Origin of the sequence: Mucilaginibacter sp., assembly GCF_039207105.1 — a bacterium.
GTDB lineage: Bacteria > Bacteroidota > Bacteroidia > Sphingobacteriales > Sphingobacteriaceae > Mucilaginibacter.
The window spans coordinates 1-14,994 of the sequence record NZ_JBCECK010000004.1 but is presented as its reverse complement, the minus strand read 5'-3'; the positions used below and the strand labels follow the sequence as shown (position 1 = coordinate 14,994).

The following is a 14,994-nucleotide window of genomic DNA, read 5'->3' as shown; positions in this document are numbered from 1 at the left end:
CTTTTATTACTATCCGTTTACACTCACGGCGCGCTCCGTTTGCCACTTTAAAAGGGTTGGGATCCCAATGCCTGTAGAAGTACAGGAAACACAAAAATTCAAAACGCATGTTTTGTCCTGTTTTTTTCATGTTATATCCTAACAACGCATTTTCTAATATTTATACTTTTATCGCTGAAAATTCGAAGTGGAGTATTGGAAGCTGAACTGAAAATAAGTTTTCAAAAGTATGACGGCGGCTTTTTGATTTTGCGGTCATTTCAACATAATAGCAGTTAATAGCATATACAAAAACAATTTAAAACATCAATTCTATGACTTCTTTCGAAGAAAACGCAGCAATGCAATCTAATTCACAAGCTACAACAGGCGTTATCGAACAAAACCTTGCGGCACAAGGCATCACAGTACATGTACCTGCCCCGGGTGTGGCAAACTATCTGGGTTTCGCGCGCAGCGGTAATTTATTATTTGTAACCGGCCAGGCTTGTTTCGATCCTCAGGGTGAACTGCTCTTCGAGGGCAAGGTAGGCGACGAAGTGACCATGGAACAGGGAATAGCTGCGGCGCGTGTTTGCGGGTTAAACCTGCTCGCCCAGGTAAAGGCCGCGATCGGTGATCTTGACAAGGTGGTTCGCGTTATCCGAATTGGCGGCTATGTTGCATCGGCACCGGACTTTTTCGCCTTACCGACAATCCTGGATGGCGCCTCTGACCTGATGGTTCAGGTATTCGGCGACAAAGGCAGACATGCTCGTACCACCATTGGCGTAGCGAATCTGCCCGGCAACGCTGCCGTCGAAGTCGACGCTGTTTTCGAAGTCGTTTGATAAGGCGGCGATGCCTTCCTGAAACAAACTGGCTTCAATTTCGGAAACGCGCCGCTGTTCAGAGATTCCCCTCCAGAGCCATGCGAACCAAATTGCAACAGTGGGCATAGCTGAATTTATATTAGCACTTTTTTAACATGATGATAGATGATCAATTGGCATCGCGGTGAATAACTGCGGTGCCTTTGTTTACCATCCGGATAAAGATTTAAACAGTATTTTATAAAAACCCTTATCAACAGCATAAGACATGCTGAAATTTGCAGGTATCTTATTTCCAGCCTAATGCGCGAATTTGAAATTTGGTACTTTTGCATTGACTGAAGCAGATGCCATGCAAAAAAAAGAGCAATTGCGAGCTATCAAGAACCTTTCAAGTTCAGATTATGTAAACTTGTTCCTGGCTAACTCCTGGCAGGGACTGCAGTTCAATTTAACAGAGGTACAGGCATACGACTACAATCAGGTTTGCGAGCGGATGAAGGTGCCGACAACTATATTTCGGCCGAATTATAATTATGCATTGCTCCTGGAAGACGGTAATATCACCATGCAAATGGGTACCGAAACGAAACGGGTATATGCTCCTGCTGCTTTTTTTATCAGTGCGGGGCAGATTATTTCTGTTCAGGCCGTATCAGAAAATATCGCAGGCACACTCGTTGTTTTGGAAAACGAGAGCCTGAACCGCATTTTTTCAGAAATGGAATTGCTAAAAATATTGCAGATCCCCCCAATGATACCGCTGAGCCAAGTGGATAATGATATTGTTAACGGCATAGCGCGAATGATCTTAAGGGAATACAATTCACCTAAATATGAATTACAGGTATTGATCGCCCTGGTACAAGCCCTGCTGTATAAGTTGGTTAAACACTCAGGAATAAACGATTTACGGACGAAGAACCATTTGATAGCCATTCAATTTAAAGAATTGGTCTATAAAAACTTTGCATCAAAAAAGAATATTTCATTTTACACTTCCACACTCGAGGTCTCTGAAAATTACCTGAACAGGTGCACTCAACAGATTTTCGGCAAAAGCGCCAAGCGTTTTGTTTTGGAGGTTGCCATATTGCAAAGCCAGCTTTTGCTGCAGGATCTGCATAAAAGCGTTACCGAGGTGGCCTACGAATTGAACTTTGAAGACGCTTCTTATTTCAGCAGGCTTTTTAGAAAAATTACCGGGTTGACACCATCCGCATACAAACACCAGATTTTCCCTGATCAGGAGACTGATGATGGATAACCTATTTTCTTTTTTGCGTGGCGTAAAAAGCTCACATATGGTGATAGCGGCTAGGCTTTTCACAACAATATTACCGTTTATGGGCCACAGGGCACGGTCAATGACCACACATGATCCGGTAAAATGCAATAGTTCCGCATCGCCCCGCTGCGCATCCACATGAAAATGTATTATCCGAATCCATTAAGATGATCTCACTCACATCCATTTCCGGTCCTCATAGCTGAGCGTGGGTAGCCTGAATCTCACCATATCTCTTTTTGCACGATGAATTGTTAACCTTAACATCTCCCCACTAATTTTAGTGGCTTTCAAAATTATAAAAACTTTTTTGAAATTACTAATATTTTTAGCATAAATTTGTAGGCATAAATCTAGTAAAATGAGCTATCAGATTTTAAATACGAAAGATGTTGGAAATCGAGTGTTACATCAAAGAATATCCCGAAAATTCCACTTTTTAAGCCAAGTAAGCCATCCGTTGGTTCGGAACCATACTGGTAGCTGCCTGAAATAACCCTTAGATTATTACTTTTACGCTATGAAAAAAACGTCCATCTACCTGTTAACCGGCATCGTTTGCTTAACCCTGATCTCCTGGGGCTTTAAAGGTCATCGTGCTGTAGCCACCATTGCACAACAACATCTGAACGGTAACACCGCCTACGTCGTGTCCGCTTATCTGGACGGACAACCGATGGAAGCCGTCAGCACCTGGGCCGACGAGAACCGTGATCATAAAACAGCACCCTGGCATTTCCTGAATCTGCCACTGGGTCTGACCCATGACCAGTTCGTCAAATTTGTACAAGAAAGTGAGGGCAATGTTTATACCGCCATCCTGAAAATGGAGGCCACTTTGAAAGATCCGGCCAGTTCGGCGGAACAAAAGACGGAAGCGCTGAAATACCTTATTCATTTTATCGGCGATGCCCATCAACCCATGCATATCAGCCGTAAGGAAGACAAAGGCGGGAACACCATCCAGTTACGCTTTGAAGACAAAGGTACGAATCTGCACAGCCTGTGGGACAGCAAACTGATCGATCATGAAGGCTTGTCATCCGAAGATATTGCCAAAACCTATGATAAAGCTACAGCCGCCGAAATCAAAAAATGGCAGAACGACAGCCCGATGGAATGGATCTGGGAAAGCTACCAGATCAGCAGCGAGTTGTATAACGTTAAACCGGGTCAAAACATCGACGAGGCCCATTATCAAAAATACATCCCCCTTATCCGTAAACGTATTGACCAGGCCGGCATACGTCTAGCCGGGGAGCTTAATAAATTATTTAGCAATGCGGCTATACCCGCCAGAACGGCCAGTACGGATATTTCCAGGCAATTGGATAATAAGGTGACCCAAGGCATCGCGATCGGGCCGGTTGATATTAAGGATGTCGCCAAATTTACCGGCAAAACCGTCTATACCACCGCCAAAGCTTATAGCAGCAAAGATATCGGCAGCATGATCCTGGTGAACCTCGGCGCTGCTTATCCTAATCAACTGTTAACTTTGGCTATTAAAGGGCAAGCGAAAGATAGCGCCGCTAACCTGGACGGCAAGACTATCATTATTACCGGCGAGGTCATCGACTATAAAGGCAAACCGGAGATCGTTGTCACCGATCCTAACCAAATCCATGTCAAATGAACGAGCCGTTTTTATTGGAAATCAGCTATCAAAATAAAAACTACGAGTTACCCGCAGCGTTTCAGCGCTACGGGTTTACTTACCGCATAGCCGTATCTATTGCCGACCTGCCTTATATTTTTGAACCGGATGAAGAAGGACAATACCGGGTATTGAGTGAAAACACCGCCAGTCAGTCTTTACCCGATACCGAATTATTGCAAGCGATTGCGACCAAACTCAAAAAACTATGAGACTGGAAGAATTTAACCTGCTTGATATCAATGACCAGGCTGACTACATCTGGAACTACCAGCCGCTGGACGAGCGGCGTGACGAAACGCACTCCATTTTGTTATACAGCCTGCCTGATTTTTATGCGGAGGTTTGGTACCATTGGGGAGATAACCGGATTGTGACAATTAAAGCTTTTCGGACCATACAGGCGCTGGCGCCTTATATTATTTTATCAAATAACAATTAATATTTTTGATCAGTGGTATAGGTCAGGTAAAACAGTATTTTAATAATTGCGTACTGTTACATGGACAATGTCTGCCCGTGGTTATCCTGCCCGGTATTCGCGTTGTTGCCATCCAAAGCTTGCCGTGTCTCGATCAGCGCCATTTCTGAACTGATCAGCTGTTCCACTTCGGCTTTAATGTTCATAAATTCTCCAGCACATCTTCTTCCGTTACGTGAGTCACTTTTGGAATCGGCTTAAAATCCCTTTCCTCTTTCGCCATTCTCATGATCCTCCGTCTCCACCCGATTTTCCAGAATTTTTAATTGCGACCCTTTTGAATTTCGTTCGTAGATCAGTCAGGCTGCAGAAAACTTTTTTAATGTACGCGTAAACTGTGACGCTCTCGCCGATAGTTGTTATCTCGTCTATCATGTTAGTTGATAAAGCCGCGTTGATCCACTCCGCCCCTTTTTCAATTTTTCCAAACTGCCGTCAGTGTCATTTGCATCGAAAAAAACTTTGAGTGGAATCAATGGATCACGTATTTCCCATTTGGCGGAGTAACTTTGGAGCATGCTCCCAGGGTGCGTACAGACCGAAATACATCGTTATCCGATTTGAGTCCGACCTGCATTGACCGGTAGAGCAAACTTGGGTTCTAAACTATTCTATAAGTTTCTAGCATATGCTTAAAAACTGCATATTTTATTAATTAAATTATCGGGATATTTCTTGCAGACAGGAACAAAGGGAAAGAGATGACCAGAAATAGCAAAGGCTTTGGAATGGATGCTGCAATAAAGTCTTTACTGCACTTTTGCCTGGCTGCAAGCGCAGCCGCTATAAAAAAAACTTATCTAAAAATTCAATTAAGAACCTTTCTCAGAACTTCGCTTGTTTACCCGCCCTGCTGGGAAAAGCCGCGCTTGCCTTTGTTCGGTACTTAATTAACTGATAAAATACCAGATTGCTTTCAGCAGCTATTTTCCAAAGAAAACGGACAAAAGCGGCGTCAAGATCGGTCAGCCCGTTCCTACGAACGCATAATGTCCTACGCTGTGCTGCGGCCACCCTTCGGGACTTATAGTTCTTCAGCCCGTGCTTTACGACCGCCTTTTTGACTTTCTTTTTTACCGTTTTTTCTTTTGAAAAATAGCTTTTTAAGGAAAGTCTTCGGGAAAAGAGGGAAACAAAAAAACAAATTTTTAACCCTTTTAAATCATTTAAAAAATGAAAACAGCAGAAAAAAATGCAAACAGTGTACAAGGTACAGCAGCAAAAAACAACCAAACCGCAAACCGTATTGAAAACCGTCCAAGCCTGACAGGAAAGGAAGCCAAGGAAGATGAAAAAGTTAAAGATCAAACAACTGCACAAACTCCGCAAGTTGAGGCCGGCAAAACTGCCGCGGTTAAGACCGATAGTCCCGCTACAGTGGATAACCAACCCGCTAACGTTGCGCCCTTTACCAGAGGACAAGGCATAGACGATCCTAAAGCTGAACCCGCCAAAACCGAAGAAGTAAAAGCCGAGCCTAAAAAGTTCGCTTTGAATTTAGAGCAAACTTTAAAATCGGTGGAGGGCCTGCACCGTCTAAGCATGCAGCGTATTACTTTATTGTCACGCATCAGGTTACTGGAAGATTTTGAGGTCAAACTGATAGAAGAAAATGACGAACTGGAAAATAACCCATATCAGGGTTGCAAGCTGATTATCAAAGATGATAAAGGGCGTGAGTTTGTGACCAACACCCCGAATCTTATCCGCATGGTGTCACAATTTATTTTTGATGCCTGCCATAATAAACTGGTTGAGATTGAAGCTAACATCATTTTCCCAAATGTTTAAATAAAAAATGCTCCCGGCATGTAGTCGGGAGCATTTTTTTTAGGTTTTAAAAAAAACAACGATTACTATGTACGAGCAATTTATCGAACTAACCAACCAAATATTTTGGGAGGGATACGCCGAGAGTTTAGCAATAGAAAATCCCGCAAGATTTCAAATGGAATTGAGCGATTTTATGAACAACTATCTGTAGGGTTATGGAAGACACTATTTTTTTGTTGGTTAAGGCCAAAATCAAGACGAGTTATCAAAACATACACGATGCCATAGCCGAGTTGCAGACCAAAACAGTTTATCATATCGGCAGCACTCGCAATGTCAAGGTATTGGAAACTAAAATTATAGGATTAAACACTAAAAAATAACCATCATGGCACATCAAATAAATTTCAATCAGAAAACAGGTAAAAACAGCTTTATGAGCGTAAAAGAAAAAGCCTGGCACGGATTAGGACAAATTATAGACCGCTACCCCACCAGCAGCGAAGCGATAGAGCAAGCCGGTTTAGATTACATCGTAGAAAAACGGCCTTTGTTCACTTTTGACACGAACAATTTTATTTGGGGTAATCCTGAAGCGATACCTGAAATCGACGTTCCTAATTTCTTCGCTACGGTGAGGGCGGATACCGAACAGGTTTTGGGCGTAGTCGGTAATGATTATGAGGTGGTACAAAACCGTGATGCATTTTCATTCTTTGATGAGATAGTTGATGGTGGTGACGGTATTCTATATGAAACCGCGGGAGCATTAGGTAATGGCGAACGCGTTTTTATTACCGCCAAATTGCCCGATTATATTCGGGTCGGTATTCAAGATTGGATTGAGCAGTATTTATTCTTAACTACTACACATGATGGTTTAGGTAGTATTACCGCAGCTTTTACGCCCGTTCGTATTGTTTGCAACAACACGCTTAACGCAGCCCTAAATAATCATTCAGGTGCGGTTAAAATACGTCATACAGCTTCGGCTGCCGAACGTTTGAAACAAGCCCACACGCTTATGGGTATCAGTAAATTATTAAGCGGTGAAATGGAGGGCTTATTTAATCAGTGGGCAAAAGTCCGAATTACAGATGACGAGGTTAAAAAACTGATACAGATTACAATGGCGCCGAACCAAGTGGTTTTAAAAAATTTAGCCGAGGGTAAGTTAGACCTGCTATCTACACACTATACGAATATTGTAGATAATGTTTATGAATACGCTTTAGGAAGTCAGACCCAGCAAATGGAAACCACAGCCGGAACGGTATTTGGCGCATATAACAGCGTGACGGGTTATTTCCAAAATGTGCGTAGTTTCAAAAGTGATGAAGCTAAGTTTAAATCTATCATGGACGGCACAGCCAGGCAAAGGGCGCAAACCGCCTTTAATCTTTGCCGTAGTTTTGCAGCGCATGGAAGCGAAGCATTGATTTACAACTAATTGCTGTTCAGGGGAAGCAATCCCCCTTATTTTCAAAAATGCCCCGGGCGGGCTATCGCCCGCCCGGGAACGCCCCCTGTTTTCTTATGCTTTGATGATCTTTAGTGAAAACAGGTGGCGCTGCTCAGACTCGATAATCTCCGGATGCATCACTTCGGTAATACATCGTATCATCAAAAGCATGGTCACGTTTGCTTGAGTAATTCCGTCAGTCTTAATTTCCTGACCCAGCCAGTCATAAAATTTCTTTCCGCCTCTATGCTGTTGGGCGTATTACTTTTAGGATTGTCGTTGTACACTTTGTTGGTTCGATGCTTTTTGCAACGGAATTCGTACATTTGAACCGTCAATAAAGTGGGCACCTAACTAAGCACCTGAAGATTGATTCGAGCCCATTTTATTTATAAGTTATTGATAATAAGCTATTTAAAAAGATAGAAATGGGCGCACAAAGTAGGGCAGCAACGTCCATAGAAACCCTCTAAATAGCTTATTTGGAGGTTTTTTTCATTAATTCTACCCTCAATAACCCCAAAGAAAGCCAAACTTCTGAGCACCTGTTTTAAGTTTTAACTTAGGCACTCAGTTTCGAATCAAGTTATTGAAAAGCAACTGATTACATGGTTTATTTTTAGGTTCATCACTTTAAGTGCATAAAATATGTAGTATTTTGGGTAATTGCTCTTCCAGCAAAACTGCTTTAAGATCCTGCCATTCCGATTTCAGCCTCGTATCAATTCTGAAAACAACTTTCCCGTTCGGGTGCCATTTAAATTCTTACTCCTTCCGTAACAAATCTAAAGTGGATTTTGAAGATAGCGCTTCAAGTGGTTCTATTTGGTAGTTCAATATAATTGCTGTTTAAATATATTATAAACGAAGCAACTACACTTCAGACTTTTCAACAGGCTGCCGCATCCTAAGTGTATTTCAAATTTATCTGCTATCCACGGGATAAAATTATGGGAGTGTTTAACCAAATTTTGTACCCTGTAACGTATATGTAATTTCTAACGTCTTAGACTTATCTTTTGTACTTGATCGGTAATCATACTTTTGTATTATTTTGAGGTAACAATGCATAATGCTTAAACGCAATACAAAGGCTCCAGGCGGCAAAAGGGACAAGCGTTTTTGATAATAACAATAACTTTAAGCTACTTGATCTTAGCAATATCATATATAGAACCTTACGATCTGTTAACACTGGCAAGTTTATTTATTGGCGTAACTGTAGCGTTGCTTTTAGCGCTAATAAAAAGGCCGGGGCAGGCTGCTAATCGATTTTTAAGCATGGCCATCATCGTAGGGGTTATTCAGATCAATGGTGTGAGCTTTGGTTTGTCTATATTAGGACCCCTACTCTACTTTTACGTATTAAAACTTACCAACCCGCCATACCAATTTCGTGGGAAAGATTACCTGCATTTTTGCCCATTGCTTATGGGTTACTGGTTGCCGGAATGGCTGACCTTGCTTCCGGTATTTGTTTATCTGTACCTCGCCCATCGACTGATAGATAATTTTTATCAACAGCTGCGGCCTGTACTGATGGACAAGCCCAGGTATGCTTTCCGTCATTTAGCGCGCGCGCTGTGGCAGCTTGCGCTGGTTTGTCTGGCTGCGTTATTTAACGCCGCTTTCTTTTTCCCATTGACATTCATGCTGATTATAATGGCAGCAACCACTATAATTAGACCGTTTGGTCAAGTCGCATTATCCCCGCCGATAACAGATAGGTCGGATGCCAAAGAGAAAGGCCGCCGTTTGAAGGAAACGGTTGCGGCCAACCGGTTATATGAGGATGCCGAACTGACGCTGGCGACGTTGGCGTTTCAGATGAAAATGACCACCCATGAGTTGTCTGCGATCATCAATGTGGGCTTGGGAAAGAATTTTAATGACTTTGTTAATGAGTTTCGGGTACGTGAAGTTATCCGCAAAATGCATGACAATGATAACGAACGGTTAACACTCCTCGGTATCGCCTTGGAATCGGGTTTCAACTCCAAGAGGACGTTTAATCGTGTTTTTAAGGAAATGACCGGTAAAACCCCGGTTGACTATAAAAGTACGCTTAAAAAAGAGGGGCCAAGTTATCAATTGGCCCCTTTTTCAAGAATGATGCCGGTAATATTGCGTCCGGAAAGTCCGAAGAACTGGACTGTTGAAATACCAAAACGCAATACCATGATCAGGAACTATTTGAAAATCGCTTACCGTCAGCTGCTCAGTCAAAAAATGTACGCGGTAGTAAAGATCGGTGGCTTTGCCTTGGGCATCGCTGCCTGTTTACTCATCGGTTTATATATTCATAATGAAGCAACTTTTGATCGTTTTTATCCCGGCGCAGATCGTATCTTCCGGGTTGTCGGCGACGGAGAAATGAGCCGTGGCCTGGCCTGGCCTGCGCCGATGTCAAAAGCAATTCAAAAAGACTTTCCCGAAGTTGAATTTGTGGGGCGAATGAGGCTGCTCAACTCTTACCTTGGCCATGCCGAATTGCGCCCCGCCGACGATCCGCAAAATACTTATGAACAGGGCATTATTTATATTGACCAGTCATTCTTCAGCGCTTTTGAGCTGCCAATGGTTTACGGGGATAGAGCCACTGCTTTAAAAGAGCCATACACCATGGTAATATCCAAAACCGTTGCCGAAAAGTATTATCGCGGGCAGAACCCTGTAGGTAAGGTCATGTATATTGATGACGACCGGTCGCATCCCTATCGTATCGGTGGGGTCATGGCTGATATACCTGCAAATTCACATTTACACCCTTTCAGGTTTTTTATAACACTCTCCGGGATGGAATTTGGTGCCGGCGAACAAAACGATTGGCGCTGGTTTAATTATATTCAATACATCAAACTGAAAGCTGGTACCAACGTAGCCGCATTTGAAGAAAAGCTTAATACTGACTTACGAAAAAATTACTGGATGCCTGAAGCCCGTCAAGGCGGCGCGCAAGACCCTCAAACCGAAGCTGGAAAGTTCCATGTTTACCTGCAGCCGGTACCAGATATCAACTTGTATTCCTACAATTTTTCGGACGGTTTGACCAACAGCGATATCCGCTTTGTCTGGTTGTTCGGCGCTATCGCGCTCTTTATCCTGATCATAGCCTGCATTAATTTTATAAACCTTTCTACCGCCAGGTCGGCGGGGCGCGCTAAAGAGGTAGGACTACGAAAAGTTGTGGGTTCGTACCGCAGCAATCTTATTATGCAATTCCTTACAGAGTCGCTTATTTATAGTTTCATCTCGTTTATGCTGGGTATTATCGTGGCCTGGCTGTTATTACCTTATTTCAACAGCATGGCGGCAAGGTCACTGACAATCCCGTGGTTGGAATGGTGGTTTGTGCCGGTTATTCTGCTGGCTATCCTCGTTGTCGGCACGCTTGCGGGTCTGTATCCCGCTTTTTATCTTTCGGGTTTCAAACCGGGACAGGTATTAAAAGGCACGCTCAGTACCGGCAGCAAAAATCCGGTGCTGCGCAACGGATTAGTCGTATTCCAATTCGCGGCTTCCATTATTTTGATCATCAGTACAATTGTGATCTATAACCAAATGCATTTTATCCTGAACCGTAAAGTGGGTTTTGACAAAGACCAGGTGATGGTATTACAAGGCACCAATACGCTCAATGATCAAAATATCCAAAATTTTAAAGCGGAACTTACCACGATAACTGGCGTTAAAAGTGCTTCAATCAGCGAATACCTACCGATAAACGGCACGGCTCGAAATGGAAACGCCTTTTTTAAAGAAGGGCGCGAAAAGCTTGACCCTGCCGTTCTCGGGCAGTTTTGGCAGGTGGATGACACTTACCTGCAAACACTGGGTATTAAGCTGTTGGAAGGCAGAAATTTCTCCTATGATATGGCTGATGATACGGCAGGAAGAACCGTTATCATCAATCAGACCATGGCCAGGTACCTGGGTTTGAAAAATCCGGTAGGCGCACGAATTTACGATTCCGGGCTCTATACAATTATCGGTGTAATTCAGGATTTCAATTTTGAATCAATGCGCGGGCAGATCAGCCCGATGGCCCTGCATTTCGGGATCAGTAATGCCATCATGACCGTTAAACTTCGCGGGGGAAACGTACAGCATGCCATCACCAATGTCACCGCCTTATGGAAAAAACACTTACCAAATCAACCCATACGTTATACTTTCCTGGATGAGGATTTTGCCGGTATGTACGCTGACATAACCCGTACCGGTAAAATATTTACCAGCTTTGCCATACTGGCTATTATTATTGCCTGCCTGGGTTTATTTGCTCTGTCAGCTTTCCTGACTGAGCAGCGCAGTAAAGAAATTGGCATACGTAAAGTATTAGGCGCAAGTGTGCAGGGTATTACCACATTGTTATCGGTCGATTTTATCAAGCTCGTGCTGCTGGCTATTTTAATAGCGTCACCTATCGCCTGGTGGGCTATGCACCAATGGCTTCAGGATTTTGCCTACAGGATCTCCATCAGCTGGTGGATGTTTGCCCTGGCCGGACTCGGCGCTGTTTTGATCGCCCTCGTAACCGTGAGCTTCCAATCGATCAAAGCCGCACTGGCCAACCCGGTGAAAAGTATTCGAAGTGAATAGATGCTACGTTGATGTGCGCATGTAATGAAAACGAATAATGCGGCGTTCGCTCTAATGAAGATGCCAATTTAATGGCTTGGGATGCATCTTCGGGTCGGCGCGGCAATTTGGCCTAAACGTAATCCGGAAACTATCTTTTAAATCAAATCTTCCGCTATGATCAGAAATTATCTTATAACGGCAATAAGGAACCTTTGGCGTAACAAGGCATTCGCAGTAATCAATATTGCAGGGCTTAGTATAGGTTTAGCATCATGCATGATGATATTTTTATATGCAATGGACGAGGTAAGTTATGACAGGTTCCATACAAAGGCCACCAGTATCTACCAGTTGGTGGTCGATGCGAGAAGTCCGGATGGACAGGTACACAAGTTTTCGGGCACCGGCGATATACAGGGACCGGCATTTAAAAGCCAGTTACCGGAAGTACAGAGTTTTGTCCGGATTTATGGAAGCGATTTTACCGTTAAGAGGAGCAACGAGGTATTTGACCAGCCGGCGCTATTTGTCGACAGTAATTTCTTCTCTGTTTTCACTTTTCCTTTACGATATGGCAAGATGGAAAATGCGCTAAGTGACCCGAATGCTATTGTCCTTTCGGAAGAGACAGCAGAAAAGTATTTCGGGGCCGGTGATCCGACAGGGAAAATACTCGAACTGAAAGTGCACAATGTTTTTCAGCCGTTCATGGTGACTGCCGTGACTAAAAAATCGCCCCAAAATTCATCGATCAAAATTAAAATGCTGGTGCCCCAGGCCTCGAGAAAAGTACGTGACGGCTGGCTTAATTTTTTTCAAAATACTTTCCTGGTCATCAAACCGGGTACTGATATCCAACGGCTGAACACCCAAATTAACCAGCTGTATCTAAATGATGCTGAAAGCGAACTTAAAACATCTGGTTCAAAGGATAAAATGACCTATAAATTGCAACCTTTTTTAACTATGCATACCAGCACTGATTACCCCGCTGGTAACGGTCTGTCAGACGCCAGCAAACCAACATATTCCTACGTCCTGATAGCAATAGCGTTATTTATTCTTGCCATAGCCTGCATTAATTTCGTAAATCTCACGGTGGCCCGTTCGCTTAGGCGGGGCAAAGAAATCGGTATCCGCAAGGTATTTGGAGGGCAGCGCATGCAATTGATCATACAATTTCTGGGTGAATCTTTTATATTGAGCTTTGTAGCGTTCGTCCTGGCGATAGCTTTGGTTCAGCTGACATTGCCTTTTTTTAATACAATAACTAACAAGGCGCTTGCTTTTTCGTATTTATTAACCTGGAATTTAGTATTGGGTTACATAGGAATATTCCTGCTTACCGGACTACTGGCTGGTTTTTACCCGGCATTGGTGTTGTCAGGTTTTAAACCGGTACAAACGCTATATAATCGCAGCCATTTCACAGATAAAAACTATTTGTCAAAAGGCCTGGTTGTTGTGCAATTTACCCTGGCTACTTTCCTGATCATTGCAACCATTACCATTTATACACAGTTCAATTACCTTATGCATTTCGATCTGGGGTATAATGCCAGCAATGTAGTATCAATCCGTGTTTTTAATATCGACAAAGGTAAATTTAACCTGTTTAAGACAGAATTGGCAAAAGCGCCGAATATCTATGGTATCACTGCCGATCAGGGCGGACGCTGGGGGACGGAAGGCTACATAGATGGGGCTCGAGTATTCGGTTTCGATGTACAAAAAGTGGATGAGGACTACCTCCCTTTATTCCAGGTACCCGTACTTAAAGGCCGCAATTTTTCAAGAGATATGGGGGCCGACAGCACCAGTTCTGTTTTGGTGAGCGAACAGTTTGTTAAGGATGCCGGCTGGAAAAATCCGATAGGGCAAACCGTGGATTTTTTTCATGACCATAAAAAGTACACGGTAGTTGGCGTGGTAAAGAATTTTCACTACCTCTCACTTTTGGAAAAAACCTCACCGATGTTGTATAGCATGAACCCGGATTATCCCTGGGGGAATATTTTTGTGCGGATCAACCCCCGATATAAATCGGAAGCGTTAGAACGCATTCAAAAAGAATTTAAAGCCGACTTCCCGTTCATCCCTTATCAATACCAATTTAAAGATGATGAACTTGCCGAACAATATGATAAAGAGGCTAAATGGAAGCAGATAGTAACCTTTGGGGCTGCGCTTACCGTATTTATATCCTGTATAGGTCTTTTTGGCCTGGCAACATTATCTGCCGAACACCGAAAAAAGGAGATCGGGATCCGCAAAGTATTAGGTGCCAGTGTCGGCGGTATTGTTAGGAAGCTTTTTGCCGACTTTGCCTTTTTGATCGTAATTTCCGCTGCCATATCAACGCCTGCGGCATGGTGGGCCACACAAAAGTGGCTGCAGGATTATCCATACCGAATTCATATCAACATTTGGATATTCCTGCTGTCGGCTGTATTTGTGCTTTTTGTTGCAATGGTAACGTTGTGTTATCAAACCATTAAAGCAGCAACAGCAAACCCGGTAGATAGTTTGCGAAATGAATGAGCGTTAAGCAAACTCAATAATTGGCATTGGTTTTCTTATTTTTTTGGAAAGAAATTAATTGATCGAAGATAATACATGTATCTGTTCCCTGGAAAAATGCTGAAAAGGATTCCGTGTATGGTATAAAGTCTTTTATAAGTAAGCATAACATGCTTCAGCTAATGTGCGTAAATCTGCAACGCCTGTTTAAAGTAAATAACGGTTAATGATTTGGTAATTATCACCGAAATAAATTAAAAGTATTGATTTTTCGGGTTCGATCAACAACGGTTTAGATATTTAAAATCGCCTTCAATCATCAAATAAAGTGACAAATCGTTTTAGATCATCGACAAATTGGTTCGTGTGGCCAACGGGTTTGAGTATCCAACTGGGCAAGTATGATTTATTTAGATC

General features: G+C 43.0%; 11 protein-coding genes. 10 read left to right on the top strand and 1 reads right to left on the bottom strand.

What is annotated here, in order from left to right; translation table 11 throughout:
* Positions 1-314: 314 nt before the first annotated feature.
* From AAGC65_RS01580 to AAGC65_RS01560, 5 genes are all read left to right on the top strand, one after another.
* Complete coding sequence (locus AAGC65_RS01580) at positions 315-830, top strand: RidA family protein (protein WP_343110647.1); 516 nt, start codon at positions 315-317, stop codon at positions 828-830.
* A gap of 295 nt (positions 831-1,125) precedes the next feature.
* Complete coding sequence (locus tag AAGC65_RS01575) at positions 1,126-2,079, top strand: AraC family transcriptional regulator (protein WP_343110646.1); 954 nt, start codon at positions 1,126-1,128, stop codon at positions 2,077-2,079.
* Between the two features lie 541 nt (positions 2,080-2,620).
* On the top strand, positions 2,621-3,736 hold the full coding sequence (locus AAGC65_RS01570) for a S1/P1 nuclease (protein WP_343110645.1): 1,116 nt from the start codon (positions 2,621-2,623) through the stop codon (positions 3,734-3,736).
* Complete coding sequence (locus tag AAGC65_RS01565; RefSeq protein ID WP_343110644.1) at positions 3,733-3,969, top strand: hypothetical protein; 237 nt, start codon at positions 3,733-3,735, stop codon at positions 3,967-3,969. The genes AAGC65_RS01570 and AAGC65_RS01565 overlap by 4 nt, the downstream gene beginning before the upstream one ends.
* Complete coding sequence (locus tag AAGC65_RS01560; protein ID WP_343110643.1) at positions 3,966-4,199, top strand: hypothetical protein; 234 nt, start codon at positions 3,966-3,968, stop codon at positions 4,197-4,199. Before AAGC65_RS01565 ends, AAGC65_RS01560 begins: the two co-directional genes overlap by 4 nt.
* A 56-nt stretch (positions 4,200-4,255) precedes the next feature.
* Here AAGC65_RS01560 and AAGC65_RS01555 read toward each other — a convergent pair whose 3' ends face one another.
* Positions 4,256-4,384, bottom strand: coding sequence for a hypothetical protein (locus tag AAGC65_RS01555; protein WP_343110642.1), 129 nt, complete (start codon positions 4,382-4,384; stop codon positions 4,256-4,258).
* A gap of 1,027 nt (positions 4,385-5,411) precedes the next feature.
* Here AAGC65_RS01555 and AAGC65_RS01550 point away from each other — a divergent pair.
* From AAGC65_RS01550 to AAGC65_RS01530, 5 genes are all read left to right on the top strand, one after another.
* Complete coding sequence (locus AAGC65_RS01550; RefSeq protein WP_343110641.1) at positions 5,412-6,029, top strand: hypothetical protein; 618 nt, start codon at positions 5,412-5,414, stop codon at positions 6,027-6,029.
* 197 nt (positions 6,030-6,226) lie between these two features.
* Positions 6,227-6,394: a hypothetical protein gene (locus AAGC65_RS01545; protein WP_343110640.1), complete on the top strand. Its 168-nt coding sequence runs from the start codon at positions 6,227-6,229 to the stop codon at positions 6,392-6,394.
* Between the two features lie 5 nt (positions 6,395-6,399).
* The gene (locus AAGC65_RS01540) at positions 6,400-7,461 is read left to right on the top strand and encodes a DUF932 domain-containing protein (RefSeq protein ID WP_343110639.1); all 1,062 of its coding nucleotides are present in this window, start codon (positions 6,400-6,402) and stop codon (positions 7,459-7,461) included.
* Positions 7,462-8,622: 1,161 nt separating this feature from the next.
* Complete coding sequence (locus AAGC65_RS01535; RefSeq protein WP_343110638.1) at positions 8,623-12,075, top strand: ABC transporter permease; 3,453 nt, start codon at positions 8,623-8,625, stop codon at positions 12,073-12,075.
* A gap of 156 nt (positions 12,076-12,231) precedes the next feature.
* Positions 12,232-14,598 (top strand): ABC transporter permease, encoded by a 2,367-nt coding sequence (locus AAGC65_RS01530; protein WP_343110637.1) that lies wholly within the window; start codon positions 12,232-12,234, stop codon positions 14,596-14,598.
* Positions 14,599-14,994: the final 396 nt, after the last annotated feature.